General features: G+C 67.6%; 28 protein-coding genes. 20 read left to right on the top strand and 8 right to left on the bottom strand.

The window, feature by feature from the left end; genetic code table 11:
• Positions 1–14 precede the first annotated feature (14 nt).
• From ACWD3C_RS15165 to ACWD3C_RS15155, 3 genes are all read left to right on the top strand, one after another.
• Positions 15–305 carry a hypothetical protein gene (locus tag ACWD3C_RS15165; RefSeq protein ID WP_451143913.1) on the top strand — a complete coding sequence of 97 codons (291 nt, stop codon included), beginning with the start codon at positions 15–17 and terminating at the stop codon, positions 303–305.
• Between the two features lie 56 nt (positions 306–361).
• Entirely contained in the window at positions 362–742 is a 381-nt protein-coding gene (locus ACWD3C_RS15160; protein WP_451143911.1) for a hypothetical protein, read from the top strand.
• 69 nt (positions 743–811) lie between these two features.
• Complete coding sequence (locus ACWD3C_RS15155; RefSeq protein WP_451143909.1) at positions 812–1,711, top strand: hypothetical protein; 900 nt, start codon at positions 812–814, stop codon at positions 1,709–1,711.
• 54 nt (positions 1,712–1,765) lie between these two features.
• Here the strand turns inward: ACWD3C_RS15155 and ACWD3C_RS15150 are convergent, their stop codons facing one another.
• The gene (locus ACWD3C_RS15150; protein WP_451143907.1) at positions 1,766–1,948 is read right to left on the bottom strand and encodes a helix-turn-helix domain-containing protein; all 183 of its coding nucleotides are present in this window, start codon (positions 1,946–1,948) and stop codon (positions 1,766–1,768) included.
• Between the two features lie 13 nt (positions 1,949–1,961).
• A complete protein-coding gene (locus tag ACWD3C_RS15145) occupies positions 1,962–2,249 on the bottom strand; it encodes a hypothetical protein (RefSeq protein WP_451143905.1) in 288 nt (95 codons plus the stop codon).
• A gap of 309 nt (positions 2,250–2,558) precedes the next feature.
• Between ACWD3C_RS15145 and ACWD3C_RS15140 the strand changes: the two genes are divergently transcribed.
• From ACWD3C_RS15140 to ACWD3C_RS15125, 4 genes are all read left to right on the top strand, one after another.
• Positions 2,559–3,587 (top strand): PASTA domain-containing protein, encoded by a 1,029-nt coding sequence (locus tag ACWD3C_RS15140; protein WP_451143903.1) that lies wholly within the window; start codon positions 2,559–2,561, stop codon positions 3,585–3,587.
• 449 nt (positions 3,588–4,036) lie between these two features.
• Positions 4,037–4,675: a sigma-70 family RNA polymerase sigma factor gene (locus ACWD3C_RS15135; protein WP_451143901.1), complete on the top strand. Its 639-nt coding sequence runs from the start codon at positions 4,037–4,039 to the stop codon at positions 4,673–4,675.
• A gap of 121 nt (positions 4,676–4,796) precedes the next feature.
• Positions 4,797–5,036, top strand: coding sequence for a hypothetical protein (locus ACWD3C_RS15130; protein ID WP_451143899.1), 240 nt, complete (start codon positions 4,797–4,799; stop codon positions 5,034–5,036).
• Between the two features lie 196 nt (positions 5,037–5,232).
• Positions 5,233–5,574: a hypothetical protein gene (locus tag ACWD3C_RS15125; protein ID WP_451143898.1), complete on the top strand. Its 342-nt coding sequence runs from the start codon at positions 5,233–5,235 to the stop codon at positions 5,572–5,574.
• Between the two features lie 442 nt (positions 5,575–6,016).
• Here the strand turns inward: ACWD3C_RS15125 and ACWD3C_RS15120 are convergent, their stop codons facing one another.
• Both ACWD3C_RS15120 and ACWD3C_RS15115 read right to left on the bottom strand, forming a co-directional pair.
• Entirely contained in the window at positions 6,017–6,775 is a 759-nt protein-coding gene (locus tag ACWD3C_RS15120; RefSeq protein WP_451143897.1) for a hypothetical protein, read from the bottom strand.
• Positions 6,776–6,978: 203 nt separating this feature from the next.
• Positions 6,979–8,616 carry an outer membrane protein assembly factor BamB family protein gene (locus tag ACWD3C_RS15115; RefSeq protein ID WP_451143895.1) on the bottom strand — a complete coding sequence of 546 codons (1,638 nt, stop codon included), beginning with the start codon at positions 8,614–8,616 and terminating at the stop codon, positions 6,979–6,981.
• 685 nt (positions 8,617–9,301) lie between these two features.
• Here ACWD3C_RS15115 and ACWD3C_RS15110 point away from each other — a divergent pair.
• Positions 9,302–9,643, top strand: coding sequence for a hypothetical protein (locus tag ACWD3C_RS15110; RefSeq protein WP_451143893.1), 342 nt, complete (start codon positions 9,302–9,304; stop codon positions 9,641–9,643).
• Between the two features lie 516 nt (positions 9,644–10,159).
• On the opposite strand, the gene ACWD3C_RS15105 is transcribed toward ACWD3C_RS15110, so the two are convergent.
• The gene (locus tag ACWD3C_RS15105) at positions 10,160–10,522 is read right to left on the bottom strand and encodes a hypothetical protein (protein ID WP_451143891.1); all 363 of its coding nucleotides are present in this window, start codon (positions 10,520–10,522) and stop codon (positions 10,160–10,162) included.
• 127 nt (positions 10,523–10,649) lie between these two features.
• Between ACWD3C_RS15105 and ACWD3C_RS15100 the strand changes: the two genes are divergently transcribed.
• The 8 genes from ACWD3C_RS15100 to ACWD3C_RS15065 all read left to right on the top strand — a co-directional run bounded on the left by ACWD3C_RS15100 (position 10,650) and on the right by ACWD3C_RS15065 (position 17,633).
• Entirely contained in the window at positions 10,650–12,470 is a 1,821-nt protein-coding gene (locus tag ACWD3C_RS15100; protein ID WP_451143889.1) for a hypothetical protein, read from the top strand.
• Between the two features lie 74 nt (positions 12,471–12,544).
• Positions 12,545–13,747 (top strand): cytochrome P450 family protein, encoded by a 1,203-nt coding sequence (locus tag ACWD3C_RS15095; protein WP_451143887.1) that lies wholly within the window; start codon positions 12,545–12,547, stop codon positions 13,745–13,747.
• Between the two features lie 78 nt (positions 13,748–13,825).
• Positions 13,826–14,491: a hypothetical protein gene (locus tag ACWD3C_RS15090; RefSeq protein WP_451143885.1), complete on the top strand. Its 666-nt coding sequence runs from the start codon at positions 13,826–13,828 to the stop codon at positions 14,489–14,491.
• A 132-nt stretch (positions 14,492–14,623) separates the two neighbouring features.
• Positions 14,624–15,043, top strand: coding sequence for a head decoration protein (locus ACWD3C_RS15085; RefSeq protein ID WP_451143883.1), 420 nt, complete (start codon positions 14,624–14,626; stop codon positions 15,041–15,043).
• Positions 15,044–15,055: 12 nt separating this feature from the next.
• On the top strand, positions 15,056–16,111 hold the full coding sequence (locus tag ACWD3C_RS15080) for a major capsid protein (RefSeq protein WP_451143881.1): 1,056 nt from the start codon (positions 15,056–15,058) through the stop codon (positions 16,109–16,111).
• Positions 16,111–16,425 carry a hypothetical protein gene (locus tag ACWD3C_RS15075; protein WP_451143879.1) on the top strand — a complete coding sequence of 105 codons (315 nt, stop codon included), beginning with the start codon at positions 16,111–16,113 and terminating at the stop codon, positions 16,423–16,425. The genes ACWD3C_RS15080 and ACWD3C_RS15075 overlap by 1 nt, the downstream gene beginning before the upstream one ends.
• Before the next feature lie 66 nt (positions 16,426–16,491).
• Positions 16,492–16,818, top strand: coding sequence for a hypothetical protein (locus ACWD3C_RS15070; RefSeq protein WP_451143877.1), 327 nt, complete (start codon positions 16,492–16,494; stop codon positions 16,816–16,818).
• A 53-nt stretch (positions 16,819–16,871) separates the two neighbouring features.
• Positions 16,872–17,633: a hypothetical protein gene (locus ACWD3C_RS15065; RefSeq protein ID WP_451143875.1), complete on the top strand. Its 762-nt coding sequence runs from the start codon at positions 16,872–16,874 to the stop codon at positions 17,631–17,633.
• 38 nt (positions 17,634–17,671) lie between these two features.
• Here the strand turns inward: ACWD3C_RS15065 and ACWD3C_RS15060 are convergent, their stop codons facing one another.
• Together ACWD3C_RS15060 and ACWD3C_RS15055 are read right to left on the bottom strand one after the other, a co-directional pair.
• Entirely contained in the window at positions 17,672–18,520 is an 849-nt protein-coding gene (locus ACWD3C_RS15060) for a DUF1932 domain-containing protein (protein ID WP_451143874.1), read from the bottom strand.
• A gap of 5 nt (positions 18,521–18,525) precedes the next feature.
• The gene (locus ACWD3C_RS15055; protein WP_451143872.1) at positions 18,526–19,302 is read right to left on the bottom strand and encodes a hypothetical protein; all 777 of its coding nucleotides are present in this window, start codon (positions 19,300–19,302) and stop codon (positions 18,526–18,528) included.
• Positions 19,303–20,990: 1,688 nt separating this feature from the next.
• Here ACWD3C_RS15055 and ACWD3C_RS15050 point away from each other — a divergent pair.
• A complete protein-coding gene (locus ACWD3C_RS15050; RefSeq protein WP_451143870.1) occupies positions 20,991–21,779 on the top strand; it encodes a fumarylacetoacetate hydrolase family protein in 789 nt (262 codons plus the stop codon).
• A gap of 3 nt (positions 21,780–21,782) precedes the next feature.
• Here the strand turns inward: ACWD3C_RS15050 and ACWD3C_RS15045 are convergent, their stop codons facing one another.
• Complete coding sequence (locus tag ACWD3C_RS15045; protein ID WP_451143868.1) at positions 21,783–22,925, bottom strand: hypothetical protein; 1,143 nt, start codon at positions 22,923–22,925, stop codon at positions 21,783–21,785.
• A gap of 476 nt (positions 22,926–23,401) precedes the next feature.
• Between ACWD3C_RS15045 and ACWD3C_RS15040 the strand changes: the two genes are divergently transcribed.
• The 3 genes from ACWD3C_RS15040 to ACWD3C_RS15030 are packed head-to-tail and all read left to right on the top strand — an operon-like array spanning position 23,402 to position 26,120.
• Positions 23,402–24,067: an ATP-binding protein gene (locus ACWD3C_RS15040; RefSeq protein WP_451143866.1), complete on the top strand. Its 666-nt coding sequence runs from the start codon at positions 23,402–23,404 to the stop codon at positions 24,065–24,067.
• Entirely contained in the window at positions 24,064–24,702 is a 639-nt protein-coding gene (locus ACWD3C_RS15035; protein ID WP_451143864.1) for an ATP-binding protein, read from the top strand. The genes ACWD3C_RS15040 and ACWD3C_RS15035 overlap by 4 nt, the downstream gene beginning before the upstream one ends.
• Positions 24,660–26,120 carry a sensor histidine kinase gene (locus ACWD3C_RS15030; protein WP_451143862.1) on the top strand — a complete coding sequence of 487 codons (1,461 nt, stop codon included), beginning with the start codon at positions 24,660–24,662 and terminating at the stop codon, positions 26,118–26,120. Before ACWD3C_RS15035 ends, ACWD3C_RS15030 begins: the two co-directional genes overlap by 43 nt.
• Positions 26,121–26,181 lie beyond the last annotated feature (61 nt).

Genomic DNA, 26,181 nt, shown 5'->3' with positions numbered 1-26,181 from the left:
TGACCACCGCGGTGATGTGGTTCGCCGGTCAGTTCGCGGTGCCGGCCTCCTGGATCGACTCCGAGTACATCGACGTCACCGAAGCCACCGAAGACGGCCCGTACGTCCGTTTCACCGGGCTGAGCAAGCCGGGCCGCCTCAGGTTCGAGCGCCGGGCCTCCCTACTCGTCATCGACTACAAGAGTGCCACCACCGTGGAGGACGAGGCCGCCCTGTACCTGCGCATCAACGAGTCCGGAACCCTTCAGACCCCGGAGGACCTGACCCGCGCCCGGACAGTCGCAGACGGCCGGACGGTGGGATGACCCGCATATACCGTCCCGGCCAGACCTCCGGGGACGGGGCTCACGCCAGGCGAGGCGTGACGAACTGCCGTCCCGATCCGGTGGAGTGCCGGGACTTCGACGATGTGAGCGGCTACACGCATGGCGCCCCCCTCACGATCGGGGGGAAGTCCCAGGCCGACCGCCGTGACGCTTCTTTCCTCAGAGCGCCCGACGTGCACAGCCTCAAGGTGAACCACGTCATCGTCGCTTCGCGGAAGTACGCAGTGGGCAGCGGCATCGCAGTCGCCGCAGCAGCATGCGATCCGGTCCACATCATGATCTTCACCGGCGGCGTCTACGACGCCGACACCACACACCCCAACGGCCGGCACAGACGGCAGGAGTTCAGCTGTCGCCGACAAGAGCAGGCTCTCTCATGCTCGACAACGCGGAATTATCGAACGGTGCTTCCGTAAACGTAGGTGATGCCGTGTGCTTGACCTGCTTTGTCCGCACGACTCGACCTCAGGGAAAGAAGCGACGTCATGGCAACGAGAGCTGTTCGAACCCTGCTTGTGCTCACCGCCTCATGGGCTGCGTGGGCGGTTCTGTTCTTCGCTCCGATCCCGTATGTGCCAAAGTCATCGTTCTTCGGATATATCACAGCTTTCTTCACCTTCTTCGCTTTCCCGGTCATAGCGCTCAAGGAGACCAAGACGTGGCGCGATGGAGGGCAGGGACAGGTGCCTCCGTCGCCAATCCCGAAGAGGCTGCTCGGCTTCAGACGCCACGCACCCCTCTTGGACGATGGCCGTGGAGTCACCTATCTCATCACGAAAGGCGCCCACGGCCCGAAGTTCAGCTGGTGGTACGACCACGGAGTGCCGGCGGACGACATGATGATCACGATCCTGGCCAAGGAGCATCTGACCCGCATCGAGACCGAGCTCGGCCTGCCGGTTACGTTTCCTTACCTCACCCCCGCTGGCAAGGAAGAAGCGCGTAAGCGTGCAGAACGTGAGCAACCCACGCTTGAGGAGCTTCAAGAAACTGCGGCCGATGGCGACGCACCTGCGAAGTTCCGTCTGTGGGGGCGCACTGGAGAAGCGGTAACGGACGCCGCCCAGCTGGAGGTCGGCACCTATTACCATCTTGGCTTCGACATCGGACGGTATGCCAGAAGCTTCGAGGGACGGCAGTGGGAGGGAACGGAGTTCCAGGACGACGAGGACAACAACGAGCACGGCACCTGGCACGTGTTTGATGTCGCCGAGAGCACCACGCAGGAGGGAGCCCGAATCGGGAGCGACGAGATCCGCACCAGCGCAGCGGAAGGAAGCCCCTGCATGCGGACGATCCCGGTCTCGCAGCAGGAGGCGGACAGCGTTCACGCGGCACTGCGCACTGCTCACCTGGCGTGGGAGGCTCGTCGTCAGTCCCGGTGACCTCCGAAAACTGCTCAGGGCAGGAAGGACCGTCCCGCCCCTTCCTCAGCCCCATCATCTTGCTGTTTTGAGTGTGATGTGGCGGTAGATGGTGGCGGGTGCAGCCTTGAAGGTGCGGGCGATCTTCGGAACCGGGGTGCCAGAGTCGTAGAGCTGTTGTGCTTGCCGACCGCCACCACGAGTGTGCCGGGCGTCAGGTCGAACGGCGGGACGACCGGGCCCGCGGACTCCGGGCACGGCGATGCGCTGGTCAGCGTCGTCCCTGTCCCCTGGTCAGCCGGTCGACGGCGGCGGCCAGTTCGCCGCGCTCGGCGGCCTCGTCCGCGTCGGCCAGGCGCCGGAGCGCGTCCTTGATGGTGACCTTCGGGTCGACGCGGGAGGCCTCCGTGAGCAGCTGGTTCAGCGCCTCGTACCCCGTGGTGTAGCCCTCGTGGTAGCGGCAGAGCCGGTCCAGTTCGCCGCAGGCCGGGCAATTCTCGACCAGCCGGCAGCGTCGTACGGCTCGATCGCGGCCGTACTGGTGAGCTCGCGTAATCAACTGTCGCGAGTTCGCTGCCTTGGCGGGTCTGCTGGTGACCGTGTGTGGTCGCTCGGGGTGTATCGACTCCGGTGGACCCTCGTAGTCCGCTGCCCGTTCTGCTGCTGGCAGCACGCGTACGGCGCTGGCGTCGGCAAGGCCCCGGAGCACGGGCTCCGGCAGGCACAGTGCCGGTCCGGGTCGGGTACTGGGCTGTCCCCCTGTAGTCCAGGAAGAGCAGTTGTCTCAGTTCTCGCACCAAGCAGTTAAGAGCCGTGAACGTTCTGTATATGTTGAGCGCCGCTCGATTCCCTGCTCGTGGAGACCCCTATGACGCAACCGCCGCCCGGATACGGCTCCCCCCAGCAACCTCCGCCGTACCCGTATCCTCCGACGCCGGTCCGGCGCTGGTGGCAGCACCCGGCGCTCGTCATCGCGGCCCTGGTCATATTTCCGCCCGGCGGCATCGCGCTCGCGTGGCTCAGTCACTGGAGCCAGACGAAGAAGATCATCGCTACCGTCCTCGCCGGCCTCTGGTTCATCACACTGTTCCTCGGCGACTCGCCAAAGGACCCGAAGGAGGACGCCAAGCCGAAGGCCGCTGCGACAGCCCCGGCAACGACCACCCCGTCCGCGAGCCCGACTCCGAGCGGACCGCCCAGTTTTGTGGGCCAGAACCTCAAAACGGCCAAGGCAGCGGCCTACGACGCCGGGTACAACGCCATCTCGCACGACGCCTCGGACGACGACGCCGGGCAGTGGGACGACGACAACTGGAAGGTGTGCTTCCAGGCTGTGTCGGCCAAGAAGGTCGGCACGATGCCCACGCTCGACTTCGGCGTGGTCCGCAACGAGTGGCCGTGCCCTGCGAAGGACGGTGAGTCGATCCCCTACCCGAAGATGTCGAAGGTCGTCGGCCAGACCTTCGCGAAGGCGTCCGCGACGCTCAAGCCGCTCGCCTTCAAGGCGATCGAGGCCGACAGTGCCTACACCGACGTCACCCTCCCCGCCACGGCGGACGACTGGACCGTCTGCTTCCAGGAGCCGAAAGCGGGCGAGGAGATCGAATACCCGAAGACCACCACGGCGTATCTCAAGGTGACCGCGCCCGGCACTGCGTGCCCGAAGACGGAGTTCACCGAGCTGCACCCGGACCCGACGCCGCCCAGCACGGGCGATGACGACTCGGATGACTCCAGCTCCTCGTCGTCCGGCGGCTCCTCCAGTTCTGGCGGGGACGGCAGTATCGACACCGTCACCCCCGGCGCCTACTGCTCCCCTCCCGGATCGACGGGCATCAGCAAGAAGGGCGTCGTCTACACCTGCAAGGGCCCTGGCCAGGAACGCTGGCGCCGCTGAGCACCGAAGCCCCCGCCCCGGAGGGCTTCCGGAGTACGGCAGAAACGTGCCGTAGCAGCAAGGAGCCGCAGGTCAGCGGGCTGTGCCGCCGCCTGCGGGAACGCGGTTCCCAGGCAAGATCAGGTGCCCGCATTTACTGCGGCTGCCTGTTCCGGTCGTATTCCGGAACCGAGGTCGCCAGTGACTCCCAGGAGGCGCAAACGACCCAGCGGGCCCAGATGCGGGCGCGGGTCATCGTCCGGATGCACCCCGCACAGCAGCAGACCCACCCCAGCCCCCAGACGGCAAAGCCGCCCCCGATCCAGTCGCCATGGCCCGCATGTGACTCAGGTCACGCGTCGGCTACAAACGGATCGCGAACGCCCAGGACTGGAACTACTACGGGGCTCCGGGGAGTCGGGTTGAGGTGCCCTCGTAGTTGTAGGCAACTTGACCGAAGGACAACCACAGTGAAGAAGCGTCCGCTGATCCCAGGTCAGCGAGAGAGCATCCTGCCCCTCTTGTGCCCTGCGGCGGAACTGCCGTCGGAGTCCCTGCCTCAGTGGGGGTACGTCGCGGAGAACGAGCCCGCTTTCCGCCGGCACATCCGGGTCAACGTGGGGGAGGTTCACGAGGGCGACGTCTCCGACAAGATCTTCCAGGGCCTGCACACGAAGCTGAAGAGCGGGCCCGTCGAGAAGGAGATCAAGGATTATGCCTGGAAGTCCTTCAACAACGCGGTGAGGGCCTTCCACAACACGCTGGCCAAGCAGCGGGCGCGGGAACTGCTCATCGGCGACGACACATGGGTGCTTGAGGAAGCCCCCCAGCCGGTTGCGGGCTACGTCGTGGAGTTCGGCCTCGACTCCGTGGCCGCGACCGTATCCGACCGGATGGAGATGGCGCAGTACGGCAAGACGCTCGCCGCGGAGCTGGAGCCCGGGGAGCTGCTCGCGCTCGCGCTCGTGAAGTTCGACCGGTTCACCTCCCCGCAGGCGGCCGCCCTGCTCGGGATCACGGACGGCGCCGTACGCAACGCCGTCCACCGGGCACGCAAGAAGCTCAAGCCGATGCGCGGGAATCTCGGCTGGGCGGTGCCGTCCAAGTAACCGTTCCCCCGGGTGCAGGGGCCCGTCGCGACACGAGGCCCCTGCACACCGAGGGTGGGTTGCTTGGCCGCAATACCACCAACCACACGCACTCACGCCGGCTACTGGGGGTAGCACTCGTATGAAGACGAAGAACAAAGACTGGGGGCTAGCGATGCGCACCATCGTCTCGCTGATCTCCTACAGGATCTCCCGCCTCTGGGACACAGTCCTGATCGCGATGGTGCCGATCAAGCAGGCACTGTTTCCCACCGACGGGCCTCGATCCACCCGGTTCGGTAAGCGGGCAGGACTACACATCGTCGCGCTGGCAAGCGCCTTGTTCACCCGTCCGACCAAGCGGGAGGTGTCTCAGCAGTGACCAACCGGAGTTTCCTTAAACGGTGACCGGAAGCGTCCACCGTAGCGAGACCAGTAGGGCCGGAGACCTGGAGCAAACGCCAGGGCCTCCGGCCCTACTGGTGTTTGTGCCGGGACACACAAGCGTCCCGGCACCGTCCGCTCGACTCGGCTGCCACACCACGAGCGGCGGGAACTTCGACCAGGAGGTCAGTTCCATGACCAGCATCCACCTTCCCGACAGCCAGCGCGAGGAGCCGCCCGCGTGGGCCCGGGCGACCTTCGACGACATGATCAGGGACGCCAAGAAGGACCTGGCTCTCCAGCGCCGACGGGTTCGGCAGATGCGCCGTGAGCGCCGCCGCGAGAAGCGCCGCGCCGCCGCCCGCTGGGCCCGCCGCCACAGCCGCGCAATCCTGTTCTGGAGCGGGACCACCGCCTGCGGGGCCGGGCTGCTGCTCCTCACCCTGGGTGCGCACGGACTCGCCCTGGAGCTGCTCAAGGTCGCGGCCGCCGCCTGGATCGCGGCAGTCTCCGCTCAGCAGCCCCCTCAGGGCTGACCGCTCGACAGACCAGCGCAGCGGCCCCGGACTTCCTTTGGTCCGGGGCCGCTGCCGTCTCCCTACCGCCGTACGGACGCGGCCGCGAGGATGGTGATGGTCCCCGTCGGGAGCCCGGGAACCTGAGCCGCCCGGGCGAACGAGACCTTGGGGCCGTCGAGCTCTCCCCGGCAAGCGTCGCCGCGGCTGCCCGCCGCTGCAGGAAGGGTATGCAACAACCTGTGAGTTCGTCGTGACGCTCAATGTCTCGGCACGGGGACTGATTAGGTAGTCCGCAGGTAGCGGCCCGCACATCCGCGTGTGGATCATGATGGAACTTCAGCATTCTCGAAGTTCCATCATGATCCACACGGGCTCGCCGATCTCACCTGCCCGGCTGACCTGCTGCAACAGAGCGGAGATGCTCGGCCGAACCTGCAGGATATTGCACACCACAACGCACTCACGGTTTTACGTGGAAGCCTGGGCTGGAATTGTTTCCTTCGTAGACGACAGTGTGGGATTTTGCTTCTCCGGTCACCGCAAAGGTGGACTTCAAGGACACTTTGTCGCGGGATTCAATAAGCTTGCCGCCACGGTCCACATACACGGTGTGGGCACCGTCGTCGTCGACGTAGTCGATGGACATCACCCAGCGGTACATCGCTGCATCCGCCTGACAGGACAGTGCCACGGTGACCCGCTCGTCCTTGGCCAGGTCGATGTCGTATGCGGCGAAGTACGGCTTGCCGTCTTTGCCGAGGATGCGCGGGCGCGGCTGGTCCAGGTCCGCGTGTACGGGGATGGAGCCGACCTCTCCCTGGGTGTACGGATAGATCGCTGTGCCGCTGAGAGTCGGGGACGTAGCGAGCTTGTGGATGGTCATGTCGGTGATGCGCACGGAGGTGTCCCGGACTCCGGTGAACACGAACGACACCTTCAACTCGTCTATGACGGCGCCGCCTTGACGAGCGAGGAGGTCGGCCCACTTCTCGTTGCTGTCGATCCCGCGTCGCAGGGCGAACGCGTCGTCCCCCCTGCGCAGCGGTTTGCTCAGGGCGACACCGGGCACGTCGGTGTAGTCGGCAGACACGATCACCGTGAAAGGATCGTCCGAGTCGGTCTCCTGGTCGCCGATGCCGATCAGTGCTTTGAGCGCGCCGTAGAGGTCGCCTCCCAACCCGCCGCCGATGCTGGTGGCCAAAGCGGTGACGACGAGCACGACGGAGAGCATGAGCCAGCCGCGCGGCGTGCGGGGTGAGCTGGCAGCCGCGCCGTCGGGTGCGCTGTCGGGCTCCGGTGCCGCGCGGCGTCTGCTCGGTGAGCTGATCCGAACACGGCGTCTCAACTGGCGTGGTCCCCCAGGCAAGCCCATCTCGCTCCTGTTCGGCAGGTTGTGGTCGGGACACTGTGTGCTAGAGGCACTCAGCCGATGGAACGCAGCCCCTCAGCGGCCTTCTGCGCTAGGTCCTGGGCCAGTTCAGCGGAGTCGTCCGGGCTGTCGACCGTCGCTGATGCGAGGTGGCGGCCGACACGGAAGTACACCGTGTGCGAGTCCTGGCCTGTCCACGGCACCCTCCATGCCGCAGAATCCCCGATTTCCGGGAGTATCTCGCGGGATTTCCCAGCCCCGTCGGCGAAGCGCCCGAGGATCTGCTGGGCTCGCTGTGCAGTGTCCGCCACCCAGATGATGGAGACGGTCGCGACGGGGCCGCTGAGCGGGTCCGGCCGGTATCGGCAGGTCACCGGCTCTGGCAAGGAGGTACTGAGAAAGGCCAGCCGATCCGGTACCGCCTCGTAACGGTCTACGTTCGGGACCGCATCTTCCACCTGCTCGGGGCTTAGCAGCGTGCAGGCGTCTGGCCAGGCGCGCGGAGGCGCACCGCCGAAGAACCCGCTCTGGCGCGGCTTGATCCGGTAGGCGGTGGTGTGCCTGTGCTTCTCGCTCAGAACCACGCGTTCGTCCACGATTCCGATGAATTCGGCAGTGCCGTCAAAGGCAATGGGCGTGGCATTGAGCAGGTACGTGCCGCTGCGCAGGTCCACCGTGGCGAGATAATGCGGGAAGAGTGGTTCAGGGAAGGTTCCGAAGATGTGCAGGCTCTCTCCGCGCGTTTCGAACCACGTGGGCTGCCCCATCGAGTGCCGCCACAGGCGGGTGCCGTCACGCAGGTCGACAGCCTCCACTACAGGTTTGCGGCCGGTGTGGAATGACAGGACCCCGACGTCGTCGGCAGTTGCGAAGCAGCCCTGGCCTCGCAGGCCTCGCACACAGGTAGCGCCGCTCGGGCGGTCGAACACGGTCTCCCCACCCTTGTTGTACGCCCACATCTGATCCTGGTAGCTGAGGCCGACCATCCCCCCCTTCACGGTCCAGGAGGGGCCGAACTGCGGCCCGCCGCGGGTGTCGATACGGTGCCGCCACAACTCGCGCCCGGTGCGCGGGTCCAGGGACCGCAGATGGTGCCGGTCGCCGCACGCGGTCTCGACGACGACGAGCTCCGCGCTTCCCCGTACCACCTCCACGGTGCAGTCAGTCGGGGTGGACCACGTCCACCGGGTGCCGCCCCCGGCGGCATCCAGCGCCCTTACCGTCGATGCCGAGGTCTGCACCACGACCGCATCCCGCAAGAACGCGATCTCGGGATAGTCTTTCGGGAAGAACCGCGTCCACAGCAGGTCACCGTCTTCGACATCGAGGGCGGCGGCCCCGAATCTTCCCGACGGGTCGGTCCCGACCACAACGGCGACGTTGCCGAGCACGTAGTCGTCCGGCAGGTAGTCCAGCTGGATGTCCCATCCCGCAGGCTGGGCCATCCAGCGGCGGGTACCGGTGTCCGCGTTGAGTACGAACAGCCGGTGGGGAGACCATGGTCTGCCACCGTCGGAGTACCACAGGAACAGGGTACGGGTGGGAGCGTCATATCCCAGCTCACTGGCGCCTTCGACCCGGGTCTCCCACTCCTTGACAAACACACCGGGAGCCAGCCCGGACGGCGGACCTGCGGAGGCATCGTCCGACCGGGATACCGTCGGCCAGGAGGCCGCTTCCATGGCCAGCATGGTCGCCAACAGTACAGCCAGAACGAGTCGGCGCATGGACAACGAGTCCGGGCGCAGCTGACCGTCAAGCGGTGGCATCTTGTACGACACTTACCCCCCGGGAGACCCCGCCGGATGCCGCCTGCCGGGCAGCGGCTGAAACTGCTGTCCTGATATAGCACCCCAGACAGGGCCGGGACAGCAGGTCCGCCACAAGGGCAGCGTCTCTGATTGGCTTAGTGATCCTGAGCGTTGCTCAGGGATGTGAGCGAATCGTCTTCGTGCCCTGGTGCTGAACGGCCAAAGCCGTCAGCCCGCGTGACACATCCCTCCGGACGCGGTCTCGCGACCTGACCGAGGAGGGTGCCCGACGTCGCCTAGGCGCCGGGCGTGCGCGTCACACTCTGCCACAGCATCACTACTTTTCGCTAATCCGAATGATGAGCCTTTGAAAACAACCACGTCTGCCACGAGGCACCGACCGGGGTGCTCGCCGCGTACACGGGACGATGCTTCCTGGGCTGCCTCCGGGGGTTGATACTGGTGCACCAACGGAACAGTCAATAACGGTAGCGAGCGTTCCGCCCTTCCGCCGAACAGGCGACCAGGGTCGAAGACCACAGCGTCCGCGTCCTCCTCAATGACTACCGTTGGGATGCAGGAAGTGAAATCCCGCAGTTCGCGACGTAGGCCCTACTCTCTTCGGATGCAGGAACTTGTGAGTACGGCACTGCACTGCGGCAACCAAGGGTGCGGCAAGCGATGCGGCACGGCACAGCGTGGCGATGGACAAGGGCTTACCAACGACGACATCATCGTCGACTTCCGGTATGACCTCTGTGAGCAGCCACCGCACGCACCAGCGTGGCGGGACAGCAGCAAGGACACGGCGGCGAAGATCTACTCGCTGACCGGGAATTCGTGGCCGATGGTCTGGACGTGTCAGCACTGTCGCAGGCCAGTCAGCTTCGATCGTGACCGCGCCCGCCGGGTCGGCCATGCGCCCCGCCTGGTCGCATCCGCTGCGGTAGAATTCGATCTCGGATAAGTGAAGTTGACCCGGCTGGAATAGCCGAAGCGAGCACTCGCCATCGGGCAGGCAGTGCACCGAGAGGTGCACTATGCCCGAAATGCATCACCGTGGACTGCAGGCCGATGATCGGCACCGCCGCAACCTAGAGCGGCTGATTGTCCGTCATAACGAGCGCCGCGCAGGCATCGGCCAGCTCATGCACTTCACGATCGTCTTGATCGTCCTTGCAGGAAGCCTCATTGCCATAGTCAGCGGCCACGTGTTGGAGGGGACGGCCCTCATGGCGGCCACGATCAGGTCCCGGCTGATCAGCCTGCTGTCGGGGAGAGCGTCGGTGGAGCTCTTCAGAACCTCCAGCGACCGTGGGGGCAATACCCGTTCTGGACGTGCGTCCTCGCGATAGGGGCCACGTCGGACTGAGGAACGACGGATCGGAGACCGGGGCCGCTTTGCGCGGCCCCACCCACGGCCGATGAAGCCGTGACCCCTGCCTGAGCGGCCTGCCCTTGCGGGGATCACGGCTTCATCTTCCTACGAGCCGACCAGGTCGCGGATGCGGTCGAGCTTCTGCTCCGGCGTCAGAGCTTCGCCGTGGTCCGCCAGGGCGTCCAGCGCCGCCCGAACGTCGCGCCGGTCCGAGTGCAGAACGGCGTTGATGATCTGGGCGCGGGTGCCGCCGTTGTTCTCGTAGATCCAGACCGTCTGCGCCTGGCGAGGAACGGTGTTGTGCTGCGGGTCGAGCATGCACTCCTGGAAGTAGCCCAGCTTGTCCATGCCCAGTGCCTCCGCCACCTCGACAAACACCCACTTGCCCAGCTTCTTGTATCCGAGTTCCTGCCTGAGGTCCCCCAGGTTTACCAGGGCATCGAACTTGACAGGGCTGCAGGACGCCACGGGAGTGGCGGAGAGGACATGCCCCTTCAGCCTGAAGGTGGGGGTAAGGATGAGTCGCCGAAGCAGATGACGGGTTGGCACCCTACGCTGATCGTGCGGCGCGGGGCCGACTCTCTGGAGGGGTACTGTGCGCCTGCGTCAACTCGTCATCGACGCCTGGTCGTGGCTGAACTACAAGCCGGTGATGGCGGACCCGCGAAGGCCAGGCCGCAATGCGTTCACCGAGCTCGCCGCATCGTGGGTTCCGGACGAGGACCTGCGACGCCTCGCCGCGTACAAGCTGTTGGCCGCGTACGACTCGAACCAGGCGGGGCAGGTTACCGCTGCGTCCGGCGACGATGCCGGACTCGAGCGCCGGGAACTCGGCGACGCGGCCAAGCTGGTGGACACCGCGCTCGGCTACCTTCTGGGCTCCGAGCAGACGATCGTCGTACAGGGTGCCGAGCACGCGAACGATGATGACCCGCCCGCGAACGCGGCCGAGGCAGCCGCAGTGCAAGCGCAGCTGCGGTCCTGGGCGGAGAAGGAGCTGCTGCCGCTGCGTATGCAGCAGACCGAGCGGACGGCCATCCTGACCGGGGACGGGATCTACACCCTGGCGTGGGACCCGTCCAAGGCGCGGGTGCTGCTCCGCAGCCTTGACCCCGGGTTCTACTTCCCGGAACTTCCCGAGGACGGCGAACAGGACGGAACGGAGTTCCCGACCCGCGTGCACTTCGCATGGGAACTGCCGGAGGACCCGAGGCGGGGCCTGAAGGCACGAGTCCGCCGAGTCACGTACGAACTCGGGCCGATCGGCCCCGCGACCAAGGCCGGCACGGCGAAGGACGGGAAGCCGGTACGCGAACGGGTCTACGGCGCGGACGGCGAACCAGTGCTGATCGTCGGCGACCGGCTCGACGCCGACACCGGCACGGTGCGACGCATGTACCCGTGGTCGCCCGAGCAGCCCTCCGGCACCACGTGCTACCTCACTGATGCTGAATGGCTGCTCGACGACCTCAATCGTGCCGACGACGTGTACAACTTCCCAGCGGACAAGGCCGCCTACCGCGTCCGCTCGGACGGAGAGGTCCTTGACCGGCTCGATCTGATGGTGGACTTCATTCCGGTCATCCACCTGATCAACAGCATCCCCGCGGCCGGAGAACACTGGGGCCAACCTGTACTCGCGAAGGTCCTCCAGGGGCTCGACGAGCTGTCGGCAACCGACTCCGACTCCTCCTCCGCGTCCGCGACCACCGGCTCGCCGATCATCGGTCTGGCCGGGGCCCGGCTACCGGTTGACCGTAGGACCGGGCAGCCGCTGCCGGTCCGTGTCCAGGCTGGCATGGTGTGGCAGCTCGACGAAGGAGGGCGCATGGACGCGCTCGACACCTCGGCACAACTCGCCGAACTGCGCGCCCGAGTCGATCACCTGCTGGACCGCATCGCCGGCAACAGCCGCCTCACCTCCTCCGGCCTGGGCACCCTCGATCCTGCTGCGGTGCCGTCCGGGTACGCGCTCCAACTCGCCCTCGGCCCGCTCGATTCCTTGGTCAGCTCGATGCGACTGGCGCGCGCCCACAAGTACGGGCTGCTGTTCAAGATGGTGCAGCGTCTTCACCAGGCCGGTCACGCCGACGGCTGGCCCGCTGGGGCGTCTCTTTCCGCCCGGCTGGCCTGGGGTCCGCACATGCCCACCGATCGGGCGGCTGTCCTGAACGAGGTCGTGAAGGGTTTCACTGCAGGGGTGTTGTCGCTGGAGACCTGCGTTCGCATGCTGATCGACGCCGGGTATCCAATCGAGGATGCTCAAGACGAAGTCGAGCGGATACAGCAGCGCGCGTTCGACGCTGCCGCCCGCCTTGCCGATGCCACAGGTGATAACGACGCCGTGCGTGCCTACCTCGGTCTGCCGAAGGCTGACCCCGGAGTCCCGCCGGTGCCGGTTCTTCCACCGACTTAAGGGTTTACGAGAGGGGCGAGACGGCTGACTCTGCCCCGCCGTGGTGGAGGCTCTGCCTGTTTAGGGTTGAGGCCATGCCGACCACAACGCCCAGTCAGCCGCCCCTTGTTGACCCCGCAGAGCTGATCGCCGACCCGTACACCGTGTACGCGCGGCTCCGCCAGGCCGGGCCCGTTCACCGCATCACCGGGACGGATGGGCTCCCGGCTTGGCTGGTCACCCGCTACGACGACGTACGCCAGGCACTCGCCGACCCCCGGCTCTCCCTGGACAAGCGCAATGCAAAACCCGGCGGCTACCAGGGGCTCGCGCTGCCACCGGCGCTGGACGCGAACCTGCTCAACATGGACCCGCCGGACCACACCCGCATCCGGCGGCTGGTGTCCCAGGCGTTCACTCCGCGCCGCATCGCGCAACTGCGCCAGCCGATCCGGCAGACCGCCGACCAGCTGCTGGACGCCATCGAGCCGGACGGCCGCGCCGACCTGATCGCCTCCTACGCCGCACCGCTGCCGATCACCGTGATCTGCGATCTGCTCGGCGTGGCCCAGCACGACCGTCATGACTTCCGGGCCTGGACCGACGCCCTCGTCGCCCCGGACCCGGCGCAGCCCTCCCGGGCGAAGGAAGCCGTGCGCAGCATGCTGGTCTTCTTCACGCAGCTCATCGCCGACAAGCGCGCAGCCCCGGCCGACGACATGCTCTCCGCCCTGATCTCGGTACGCGACGAGGAAGACCGGCTGAGCGAAGACGAGTTGATGTCCCTGGCCTTCCTCATCCTGTTCGCAGGGTACGAGAACACCGTCCACCTCATCGGCAACGCCACCCTGGCCCTGCTCAACCACCCCGACCAACTGGCCGCGTTGCGCGCCGACCCCGCCCGGGTGAACGGCGCTGTCGAGGAGTTGGCTCGCTACGACGGCCCCGCCCTGCTGGCCATCCGCCGCTTCGCCACCGAGGACATCACCATCGGCGACGTCACGATCCCGGCCGGCGAGACCGTCCTGCCCTCCCTCGCAGCCGCTCACCGAGACCCGCATCGCTTCACCGACCCTGACCGGCTCGACATCGGCCGTGACGCCACCGGCCACCTCGCCCTCGGCCATGGCATCCACTACTGCCTCGGCGCACCGCTGGCCCGGCTGGAGACCGAGGTCGCTCTCGTCGCGCTCCTTGAGCGCCTCCCTGGACTCGCCCTTGACATCCCTCCGGGCGAACTGCGCTGGCGGCCGTCGATGCGGGCCCGCGGCCTGCTGAGTCTCCCGGTGCGTTACTGACCGCGGCGTGCGCTGTCTCAACTCTCGCTATGCTGATCTGCGGCGCGGGGGCGCTGTAGATGACTGGATGGTTCGTGCATGACGCGCCGCTCGCTCCCCCCGCCGCTCACGCCGGTCGGGTATCGCCGAGATGGACAGCCGATCTACCCGATCCTCGGCGCTTCCGGCGAGGATCCCGCCAACCCACCGCCCGCCGCGCCGAAGGCGTTCACCCAGGAGCAGGTCACCACCCTGCTGGCCCGTGAGAAGCAGCAGGGCGGCCGGGCGGCGGTGAAGGAGCTGCTGGAGCAGACCGGATTCGCTGATGCAGCGACCCTGACGGCGTTCATCCAGGACAAGAAGCAGGCGGAGACGGAGGCGCTGTCGGAGTTGGAGCGCCGGGAGAGGGCTGCGACCGAGAGGGAGCAGGCCGCATCCGCGCGCGAGGCGGCCGCGACGGCGCGGGAGCGGGCGGCTCAGCGCCGGGCCGCCCTGGTCGCTCTGGGTGCGACGGGCGACGACCTCGCGGATGCCGAGCAGCTGCTGATCGTGCCGGACGACGCGGACGACCAGGCGCTTACTGAGGCGGCGAAGGCCCTCGCGGCCCGGCGGCCGGAGCTGTTCGGCACGCCGGGCGGGAGTGCCCCGCCCGCTCCGGGTGGGTCTCCGGCCGGCGGGCCGCCGCCGCGCGGGAGTTCTCCGGCGAAGCCGGGTGCGGCCGGGCTGGAGATGGCCCGTCGACGCGGTTACGTCACCTCCAACTGATCCACGACTCCTTCCCACCGGCGGGACAAGGCCGGAGTGGGGACCACGCCCCGACCTCCTTCCGTGGACGGCGCCACCAGCCGGTGAGCGCGCGAATCCCCCATTCGCTTCTCGTCCACGGGAGGACTGGCTGTGACCCTTCAGCCGATCGCTTCGTCGAGGTCGTACACCGCCGACCGGGCCTGGCTCGCGTCGCTGCACGGCACCGACCAGACCGAGACCATCACCCTCGACATCTCGACGTTCGCCGAGGACACCCACTGGGTGGCGTCGACCGACCCGCATCAGCCCTACAGCCGGGTTCTGTCGGGCATCCCCGTCGGCAAGATAAGTGCCTCCGGCCTGTACGGGCCGTACGACGCGGCCGCCGCCGACGGCCGCCAGGAGCTCGCCGGGATCACCTTCGCCGAGGCCCTGTTCGCGCCCACTGCCACGCGGGTCCCGGCGGCGCTGCTGTGGCACGGGGTGGTCAAGGCCGCGGCGGTGCCCGGCGGTATCGATCCCTCCACGGTGAGCCCGTCCTCCACGGGCGCCCAGATCCGGTTCGTGTGAGGGGGCCGGCCAGTGACGATTCAGGATCTCATCGACGGTGTTACCGCCCGCGACCTCACCGCTTTCGCCCGCGCCATCCCCACCCCAGGCGACTACCTCCTGACCAACGCCGACGGGATCTTCCCCGCGCTGGAGGTCCAGGACGTCAAGTGGCGGGTACGCGACAACGGCCGCTACGTCAACGCCGCCAAGTACCGCGCGTACGACGCGAGCGTGCCGTTCGCCACCCGCGCGGCCTGGGAGACCACCCGCGAGGGCATGCTGCCCCCGCTCGGCCAGAAGCTGCTGGTCGGCGAGCAGGAGCAGCTCCTCCTGGAGGCCTCGCGCGGTGCCGACCAGGACCGGCTGATCGAGCTGCTGTACGACGACGTCGAGCGGCACGTCGAGGCCATCCGGTCTCGGCTGGAGCTGGCCGCCGGCGACGTGCTCACCGACGGCAAGTTCTCCCTCGTCAACGAGAACGGGCTGACGATCGAGGTCGACTGGGGCGTTCCGGCCGGGAACATGCCGACGGTTCCAGTGCTGTGGTCGGACCCGGCCTCCGATCCTCTCCAGGACGAGCTGGGCTGGATCACCTACCTGGACGACCTCGGGGTGCCGGAGCCGGAGTTCGTGCTGACCAGCCGCAGGGCGTACTCCTACCTGGCGTCCAACAACGCCTACCGGGCCGCCTACTACGGGTCGGTGTCCCCGTCGGCGACGCCGACCGCGTCGCTGAACCCGGAGCAGGTCAACGTGGTGCGGGGCAACTACGGTCTGCCGCCGATCCGTTTCTACAAGGCCCAGGTCCGCGTCGACGGGGTGCAGACGAAGGTGCTGCCGGAGGACCGCTGGATCCTCGTCCCGCCGGACCGCACGAAGTGGGGCCAGGTGCAGTACGGCACCACCGTGGAGTCCCTGGTGCTCAGCCGCGGTACGAATCCGGAGATCACCCGCGAGGACGCACCGGGCGTCATCATCACCCGCGGAACCCAGGACGATCCGCCGCAGATCTGGACCAAGGGTGCCGCCGTGGCCATGCCGGTCCTGCACACGCCGGACGCGCACCTCGTGGCGAAGGTCATCTGATGGGCGCTCGACTGGCGGCGGCGGTACACCTCCAGCACCCGTCGACCCGAGAGCCGGTCGTGCTGCAGCCCGGGGAGGAACCGAAGCCGGAGGTGGCCGTGCTCATCACCAACCCGGACGCGTGGGAGGACGGCATCATGCCCGAACTCCCTCAGCCGGAGGAGCCGGACGCTGCGCTCGTGCCGCAGCCCCAGCCGGTCACCGAGCCGGTGAAGGAGCCAAGCCCGGCCACCGTCGGCATCCCGAAGCCCGAGCCGACACCGTCGCGGGCCGAGTCTCCGAAGACCCGCACCCGCAAGACCACCCCCGAGTAACCACCATCGAGGCCCGCCCAGTTGGAAGCAGCGGGGCGGGCCTGCCCGGACCCGGAGACGCCCCGAATGGACCAGCCCGTACTCTCCTGGCTGCTCGCCCAACTCGGCACCAGTACCGACGTCGCCGATCTGGAGGCCCGCTACACCCGGCTCGGCTCCGCGCGCGCCGTCGCCTTGGAAGTCCTGGCCGAACGGCGCGCGAAACTCCTCGCCGATCCTCTACGCCTGACGGTCGACGGTGTGGTCACCATGGACAACACGAACAACCTGACCGGCATTGAGCGCCAGATCACCGCTGTCACGGCCGCCGTCGCCCCCGACGACACCGCCCCGGCAGACGAGACCGCTGTGCTGGCCACCGCCCCGCTCCTGCCAGCACGTCGTACGAGATAGCGGGCAGCATGGTGTACGAGTGGCCACCGCTGACTCCGGGAGACGCGGACGAGGTGGCGCAGCGTGTAGCTGCTGTCCTGCAGGAGGCGTGGCGGCGGCTTGAGGACCGACAGCAGACCGTCATCGAGACGATGGCAAACACCCCACGCGCCACGCTCATCCTGGCGACCCTTGAGGAGTTCAAGCAGGCGATCAGCGACTTCCGCAACCGTGCGGACGACGAGGCTCGCGCCTTCGTCCAGCGCCAGCTTCCCTGGCTGTACCAGCAGGGCGCCCGGGCGGCCGCCGCCGCGATCGGCTCACCGTTCACCTGGACGCAAATCCACAAGGATGCCCTCCAGGCCCTCGCCTCCGACTCCTACGCCGACTTCCTGCGCTGCTCCCAGGAAGCTGGGCGCATGGCAGAGCAGTTCTACCGAGCCGCCCGCGCTGCAGCCCGGTCCGAGGTGCCGCTTCTGGCCGCCGCGGGCATGACCGACCGCCAGGCCGCCAAGAACCTCGCCGACCGGCTCCTCGTTGACCACCAGTTGGCCTACGTCGTCTACCGCAACGGCGCCCGTGTTCCAGTCCGGATCTGGGCCGAGGCGGCGACCCTCGCGAAGAGCGCCGTGGCGTACAACGCCGGCACGCTGAACAAGACGCGAGAGGCCGGTGTCGGCTGGGTCGAGGTCTTCGACGGCTCCGACTGTGGCTGGACCAACCACCGTGACCTCGACAAGGCCAACCGCACCGTACGTACCGTCGAGGAAGCCGCCGAGTGGCCGATCTCCCATCCGCGCTGTCGTCGGGCTTTCGGACCCCGTCCCGATAAGTAGTGCGGCCGTACCTGATGCCGACCGCCTGATTCGAGGGCCTACGGCTGAGCAGGTGGCCGCTCTGGGGTGTCCCGGAGGTGGTCGAGGACTTCGGCGAGCGGGATGCCGTACCGGTCTTTGTCCTTCGCCCAGCGTTCCATCACCGCCGCCGTGGCTTCGGCCATGTCGGCGGGGAGGCCGGACGCGCGCAAGGTGTCGGCGGTCTCCAGCATCTCAGGTGCCCAACGCCAGGCTCGGGCAGCGACACTGGGCAAGTAGTCGGGGTCGGAGAGGATGTTGGAGGGCATGCGCTGAGCCTCTGCGGTGAGGAGGTCGGCGACGCCGTGGCTGTCGGCGAGGGCGTGAGCTACCCCGGCCAGCGTGCGGGCAGCTTTCTGGAAGGCCGCGAAGGACATCTTCAGGGCCGACGCCGCGCCGATCTGGAGGCCTGCTCTCATCACCTTGGCGGATGAGTCCTGGAAGAGACCGTCCACAAGGTTCATGGCCTGCTCGCTGCCCGACAGGTAGAGGCGACAGGTCTGTTGGGCGTTGGGCGGGGGACCGATGATGGTTCCGTCGAGCACCGTGGGCGCGGGGCTGATGTCGTTCGCGATGCGTTCCATGCGCTGCGGGCTGATGGCGTTCGCGTCAACGTAGAGGCCGTTGAACCCGTGCCCGGCTACTGTTGTCGCGACCTCTTCCGCCGCGTGAGGAGGGCAGATGGAGACCACCACCTCGCTCGCGTCGAGAGCCTCTGAGAGCGAGGCGCACGTCGTCAGTCCTGCTGCCTGCGCGCGTTTGTGTGTCTTCGCGCTGCGGTCGTCCGGTACCCATAGGACGCGGTGACCGTTTCTCACCGCCTGGGCGGCGATGGCCGCTCCCATCGAGCCGGGGTGTAGCACGGTCACCGTTCTCACTGTGTACCTCCCGGCGGAAGCTCGGCGCGGCTGCGTTCCTGGTGGGCGACGATAGCTTCTCGCATGCCGATGGCGGCGGGGGAGGCGACGGCCGGGCTGAGCGCGAGTTCGCGGCTGAACTGCCCGAGCCTCTTTCTGACGCTCTCCGTGCCCCGGCGCGCGCTGACCGCGAGCACGTCATGGACCTGGATCGCCGCGCCGTCGAGATCACCGCGGTTCAGACGGGCCGCTGCCAGGTCCATGCGTGCCAGTGACATCTCTCCGAGCCGCCGCCGTTCCGGTGGCGCGGCCTCGAACAGGTTCACCGCTTCCTCCGCGCGTGCTTCCGCGTTGGCGAGGTGCTGAGCTCCGCCGAGCCACAGACTGGTGGTGCTTGCGTAGAAGAGCTGCTTGGCGGTGGGGAAGGCCATCATGCCGTCGGGGAAGTCGTCCGTGTCGGTGAGCTCGTCCCGCATGGTGTCGGCGCTGCGCAGTGCGGCAAGGGCGTCGCTGGCCTGCTGGAGCTGGCCGTACGCACGCGCCTTGATGCTGGCGAGCCGGATGTGCGCCGTGCCGTGCTCGGGGGTGAAGTCGCTTCCGGCTTCGCAGAGTCGAACGGAGTCGAGTGGGCGGCCGTCCCAGTAGGCGATCAAGGCTTGCAGTCCTCGGCCCCATGCGCGGAGCCCGTTGTGGCCGGCGAGTTCCCCGCACATGAACGCGGCACGGGCCTGGGTCTCTGCCGCGTCGTAGCGTCCGAGGTCGAAGCTGGCGTTGGCGAGGACTCCGCACAGCATCCCGGCGGCGACGTAGAGTCCCGGGTGTACTGGGGCGGCTGGCGGCCCTCCAACAGGTCGAAGGCTCGGTTGCGGAGCTCACGAACTTCCCGGAAGAGCGGACCGACCGGGCGGTTGGGGTACGTGGTCAAGATGCGCTGGATGTCGGCTTCGAGCTGTGCCGCCTACGCGTGCTGGCAGCGCGGCCGTACTCAGCCACCGGCAAGGGTGCAGAAGGTTATGCGCGTCTCCGGCCATGTTTCTTGGTTCCCCGTCGTGCAAGCAGCCGCCGCGCAACTGCGCCTACCAGTATGCCTCCGAGGAAGGTCCACGTGGGACGAACGCGCTCGGGCGACTGGTGAGGAACACGTCCGTGGGCGTGTCCCTGATGGGCGCCACGGTCCCGCGCCGGTCCAGCCAAAGGAACCGGCGACGTTGGATCTGTTCTCCGGTCTGCGACTGTCTGTGATGGTCGCGCTGGCGACGGTGGCCGGTGAAGGTGCCGGCGGTCTCGATTGCCACGCGTGCTGGCCATCTCGAAGGGCATGGCGGCCAGCAGAGAACACCCAACGCCCAGGCCCACACCGGCTGCCACCAAATAGTTCTGCCACTGCGCCTGTGCCTGAACATCGATCAAGCGAGCAGAGGGCGCGATGGGAGTGGAGGACGACCACGTCAACGATTCTGCGTTCTCCAGTGCAGGTCGGCTTGCCTCGACCTGCGTCCTCCGCTCCAGCGATCCAACGGACACCTGTACAGCGAGTTGCGACGGTCTCACCCACGAACCAGGAATCCCGCTGAGACGAAACGCTCCGAGGAAGTTCGACGGCACACTCGGTGGCCCGCCGATCAGAGGCCAGCTCTGCGATTCACGCGGAGCGTCCCCCAGCAGCATCCTGGGCTTGCGGCGGACGGGCTCGCGAAGAGAGCCCCTGAGTACGGCAGACGATCCCACGGCAACGGGCTCCGACCCTTCCAGGCACTCTGGGACCTCCGGAAGGCTGACCCGTAGCCACTCGGTATCATCTCCAGCCAGGTCACGTCCCTCCGCCACGCTGTAGAGGCTGTAGAGACCGCCAGTCAGCCTGGTGGGCGTAACCGCTTTCGTGATCAGTCGTGCCGCATCCGGATCAGGCACAGTAAGCGTGGGCTCGGCAAGACGCGCCGCGCCTCCCAGGAGCACAATGGCGCTGAACGGCGACGGTCCGCACGCCATGACGCGGATGTCAACCACCGGGTGCGACCCCGGAGCACCGGGATCAACTGGGGCTGCATCGATAAGGACTTGGTGCGGCTTCGCATCCGCTGGCACGAGCACAGCCACCCATCCCCGGAACGTCGGCGCCGACGGGACCGCACCAGCCACACTCGCCACGCAGAGGTACAGAACGATCAGCGCCACGCCCGCACAGGCGACCAGCACGCGATACCGAACTCGTATGACCCGTTCCCCCTCGTGGCGACACACCGCAGGCGCTTAACGTAGTCGTCTCTCCGCCCCGGTACAGCCCATTGGACAACTCTGTCCGGGATCTCGAGATTCCTCGGCGCAACGGCGTAATCAACCGGCGTGCTCTGTCGCTGCTCGCGCCACCCGTACCGTTCGCTCAGCGGTGCCTCGTCTCGCCCAGTTTCGAAGGTCTACGGCTGTACTTGAGGTATCTGGTGTCCCTCCTCCCCGCTCCGGTGCGCGGGATACGGTGCGGACCATGGGACCACAGGACGAGACGCAGCGATACGCGAGGTTCGACTGGAAGGCCGAGACGTTCCATGGTCTGGTCACGGGCCGGGAGGGCGCGGAAGTACTGGAGGTGCTGAGCGGCGATCCTCTACGCGGATCCTCGGCGCCCTCGGGCCGCAGTGTTGCGGTGGCCGACGTGCGGCTGCTGGCCCCTGTTGAGCCGGGGAAGATCGTTGCTGTAGGCAAGAACTACGCCGACCATGTGGCCGAGATGCATATGGAAACGCCGGCGATGCCCCGGCTGTTCTTCAAGCCGCCGTCGGCAGTCATCGGTCCGGGGGCTGGGATCCGGTACCCGCAGCAATCGAAGGAAGTGCATTACGAGGCGGAACTCGCTGTGGTCATCGGGCGGGAGGCGCGGAATGTCGCAGCGGACAGGGCGCTGGATTACGTCTTCGGCTACACCTGCGGGAACGATGTCACCGCGCGGGACATCCAGCGTGCGGATGGCCAGCCATCGTGGGCGAAGGCCTTCGACACGTTCTGTCCTCTGGGCCCCTGGATCGTCCCGGGACTGGATCCGGTGAAACTTGAAGTGCGCTGCGAGGTGAACGGGGTCGAGCGGCAGCGCGCGGCAACGTCCAGCATGCTGATACCGGTCGCTGAGCTGCTGGAACACATCACGGCGGCCGTGACGCTCAACCCCGGTGATGTCGTCCTCACCGGGACTCCGGCCGGTGTCGGCTCGATCGTGCTCGGTGATGAAGTGACCGTCCACATCGGCGGGATCGGCTCGCTGACCAATCCGGTCATCTGAATCTCACGCGCGCAGCAGCTCGGCGAATTCCGTACGGGCGGGAATGTCCGTACGCCCGGCGACTCGGTGGAAGTCGGCAGCGTACTTCAGCACCATGCCCGTACGGTGTTCGTCCGGCAGAGAGGTGAGGGCTTCGGTGGCGGTTCGGTACGCCTCCTCGGGTTCGCCGCTGCGTGCCAGGCACACGGCCCGGTCCATACGGATCAACGTTGGGTCGAGGTACTCGTCCGCCGGGTACAGATCGAGCGCGAGGCGCTGAGCCCGCCAAGCTTCCTCGGTGCGGCCCACATGGGTCCACGCGTTACCGACCGTGAAGAGCAATTGGCGTTCGGTGTAGCCGAGGGCGGGGTCGTTCCGTTCCTCGTGTGTCAGGAGGTCAAAGGTGTCTTCAGCCTGCTGGAGGAGGGGAAACGCCTCGTTCCCCCGCCCCAGGCGTGCGAGTGCTCGTGCCTCGACCACAAGAGCGCGTGAGGCGGCCGGCCCCGCGGAGTTGCCCAGGGCATGGCGTGCCCGAGCAGCCTGGTCGTACGCCGAGGCGGGGCTGCCGTAGTACAGCGACACAATGGCGGTACGCACCCCCATGAGCGCCTCCAACTGGGCGTCACTGGCCTCGGCGGCGGCAAGACGGCCGGTGTGGAACCACCCGCGGGCTTCCCGGTGAGCACCCAGTGCGGACATGAAGATTCCTGCCAGAGCAGCGAGTTGGCCTGCGGACCGGCACAGGCTTTGCCGGAACCGAATCGGCTGTCGCTGTTCCAGGAGCCCTTGCAGCTCGATGAAGTCGGCAATGACATCGCCCAGCAGCTGCTGTGGTGGCACCGTCTGGTATGCGTGGGCGTACTCGAATACGGCACTCTCCCAGCGTTCGAGGGTCGCCTGGCTGACAGTGGTCGTCTCCAGGGTCGAGTCCATGCGTTGACGGGCCGTGGCCAGTACCTCCAGTGCCCCGCCGGAGACACCGAGTCCTGACCCCATGACCAGGCCACGCAGCAGAGTTCGCCGCTTCATGTCGTCCTCCTCGCCCAGGACTTCCACCGTCGCCGGTGGTTGGCCTCGTTCTTCTGTCACCGTTGCTGGATCGTCCGCGGGCTCAAGCACGGGCGTCGGCGTCGTGTCCACCAGGCTGAAGAGCTCCTGGGCCGTCATCCCGGGGAACATCCGTTCCAGCACTTCGCACGCCGGTGCGTGTGGCAGGCCTTTGATCTTTCCGGAGCGCCAACGGTCGAACTGCTTGCGCTGAGGGGTCGGATCGTCCAACCGCAGCTCGGCCGCGATCCGCCTGCTCTCACGAGCAAAGCGCGAATAGGGCCAGTCCCGCTCTCGCAGAAGCCACCCGAACCTCGTCAACTGCCGCTCGCTCACTACGGATCCCCCTCCGGATCGGCGCCACGGACCACTCACCTGATGACGCGATTGTGAGGCCCATACCCATCCCAGCGGGGCCAGCGGTGCTCTGAAGTCCCAGAAGTCCACGGCACGACCACGGCGCGTCCCAGAAGTCCACGCGGTGGCCGTATCGAGGTCCGCCTACTCGGCGAAATCGTTCGGTCACCGAGATTGAAGAGCCGAGCACTTCGACACGACGTCAGACATGCTCGGCGCCAGTCATCAAGGGGACACGAATGACGCTCATGCTGCCGGAGCTGGCCGCTCCAGCGACGGTGCAATGCGGCGAGGCGCTCCCTGCCGCAGACAGACCCCGCATGGCCGACGGGGCTGCCGTGTCCTTCGAGTGCATCGGCAGAGGTTACGGCGGCTCACTCAAGCCGGAGCATGCGGCATGGGTGCCGAGGCTCCGGCGTATCGGCAGGGCGAAGCTCCGCTACTGGGGGCCCGAGGAGCTCGTCGATCCGGCTGCGTTGGTGATCAGTGAGCTGGTCACCAACGCACTTGAGCACGGTGCGGGGACCGAGATCGGCTTTTCGATCTCGTATACGCCCGACGGACTCCATGGTGTGGTGCGAATCGAAGTCGACGACGGATCTTCTGAGTTGCCGCGTCCCGGAACAGCGGGCCTTGATGAGGAATGCGGCCGTGGGCTGCTCCTGGTAGAGGCCATCGCCTCCGAATGCGGCGGGAGCTGGGGCACGAGCAACGGCGGCACACGTACCTGGTGCACCCTCACGGCACCCCTTTGCGGACCGTCGGCCACCGAAGCACGCGACAGCCCTCCCAGAAACCACCGTCCGGAAAGTCCCACGGTGATCCCTGCTGCCCTTGTCCCGCCTTCGCGTGCCGGCAGCGCGACACCGGGCACCTCGCCGGTGCGCTGTAGGAGGTCCGCATGACATCGGCGACACGTCTTCCGGTGGTCGCGTACCCCGCAGTTCCCGTCCGTCCCCAGAGATGGGCTGGCACATGGCCCATGACGCTCGGGGCTCCCAGGCTGGCTCGTCTGCATACCCGTACACGTCTGACGATGACGGCCTGGGCGGGCGACCAAGAGGCCGCTACCGCCGTGGTTGCGGAGCTGGTCCACAACGCTGTGCGGCACGTCGGCACAGGCGAGGTCACGCTCGCCCTCTCGGTTGCTCAGGACGAGGACCTGCTTATCGAGGTGTCGGATTCGGCCCCGGAGTTCGACGGGTTCGACGAGGCCGTTGCTGAACGGAAGCAGACGGGGCTCGGGCTCGTACGTGCGCTGGGGGGGGCGAGATCAGCTGGGGCAGCTCGACTCGTGAACGCGGCAAGACCGTGCGGGTGCGTATGCGGCCCACCTGCCCGTGACGCAACAGCTGGCGCACTGCCCGGCTTCCTTCAGCGTGCCCTGTCCCGTCAAGAACCCGACTACCGAGGAACCCAATGTCTGACCGCGTGTCGTCCACCCGCCCGGTCACGCACCGTCGTGTTCGTCGACGGCGCCCTCCAGTGGAACCGTTCGTGCTCGGACAGGTCCGGGCGGCCGTGGCCGTTCCCTTGGTGATCGTCGTGGTGCTGGTGGGCGTGGCCGTCATCGTCTGGCGGGTGGAGCAGGCCGGGACGGGGCAGCTCCTGTTCGGCCTGGCGTGCGGCGTGGCGGTCGCGGCACTCGTCGGCGTGTACCGAGCGCGGGCGGCGGCTGCTGCTCTGCATCGGGTGCGGGTGGCGGAGTCGCAGAGGGTCATGGACGCGGCGGCCGCGGTTGAGAAGTCGGTGGTGTGGTCGGCCGAGGAGCTGTGCCGGGGTGAACGGCCGTCGGTTCCCGGCCCGCTCGGGCTGGTAGAGGACGCTGGTCCGGCGGCAGTGGTCGAAGCGGTACTGGGAGAGCTGCAAGTTGTGGCTGTGGCGTCCTTGATACGCGTGCACGACGAGTCGCAGTCCGCGGTGGTGCTGGAGATGCTGCGTCGTCTGGCCAGGCGTGAACACGCTCTGGTGGGCCGGGCGTTGGAGGGGCTGTCGGCTCTGGAGAAGCTGACCGACGACCCGGATCTGCTGGCGCAGATCTTCGCGATCGATCACTTGGTGACTCGGGTGCGCCGCCAGGTGGAGAGCACGGCGGTGCTGGGAGGTGAGTCCCTGCGCAGCGTCCGCCGTCCCGTGAACGTGGAGACGGTGCTGCGTGGTGCGGCCTCCGAGGTGGTGCAGTACGAGCGGGTCACCGTAGTGGCGAGATCGGTAGGGACTCAGCTGGCGCTGCCCGGGCACGCGGGTCCGGACCTGTCGCACCTGGTGGCCGAGCTGATCGAGAACGCGTGCCACTTCTCCGATCCGGCCACGCACGTGTGGGTGCGGGCGCAGCAGGTGGCGGCCGGGCTGGCGATTGAGGTCGAGGACCGGGCGATGCCGATGGATCCGTACCTGCGGGAGAAGATGAACCTCCTGTTGGCGGTGCCGGACGAGGTGGACGTCAGCGCCCAGGTGCGTGACGGAAAGATCGGTCTGCTCACGGCCGCGAAGATCGCCCGGCGCCACGGTATGACCATCAGGCTGTCCGAGAACGCCACCGGCGGTACGACAGCCCTCGTGGTCGTACCGTCCAGGCTCCTCGTGACGGTCCCGCCGTCCGGCGTCGCAGCCATGGTCTCCGCTGCAGCCCCGCCGTCGTCGGCCGCGGCGCCCCCACGGCCGACGCCGCCGGCTGCGGCTGAGGGCACGTCGCCTGCCCGCGCCGTGACACGCTCGACGGCCCCTGCTTCTGGGGCGGGGCGGCCTGTCGGCGCACCGCCGTTGCCGAAGCGCGTACGCGGAGAGAATCTCCCACCCGCCGAGGAGAGGCCGCAGGCCCCCACGATCGCAGCTCGTCCCGGTCTGGCCGCGGCGTTCCGGGGCGGGATGCAGGCCCAGTGGACCGGCGGGACGGCGGCCCCCGTCCCGGTCCCGCCTGCCTCGGGTCCTGGCGGCCCCCCGGCCGCACATGCCTGATCCTCCACCCCACGGCCCGCCCCCCGCCGGGGCGGCCACCCCGATCTTCACGGAGCGAATC

The organism is Streptomyces sp. NPDC002845 (assembly GCF_053591955.1).
This window is presented reverse-complemented; position numbering and strand designations above follow the sequence as displayed.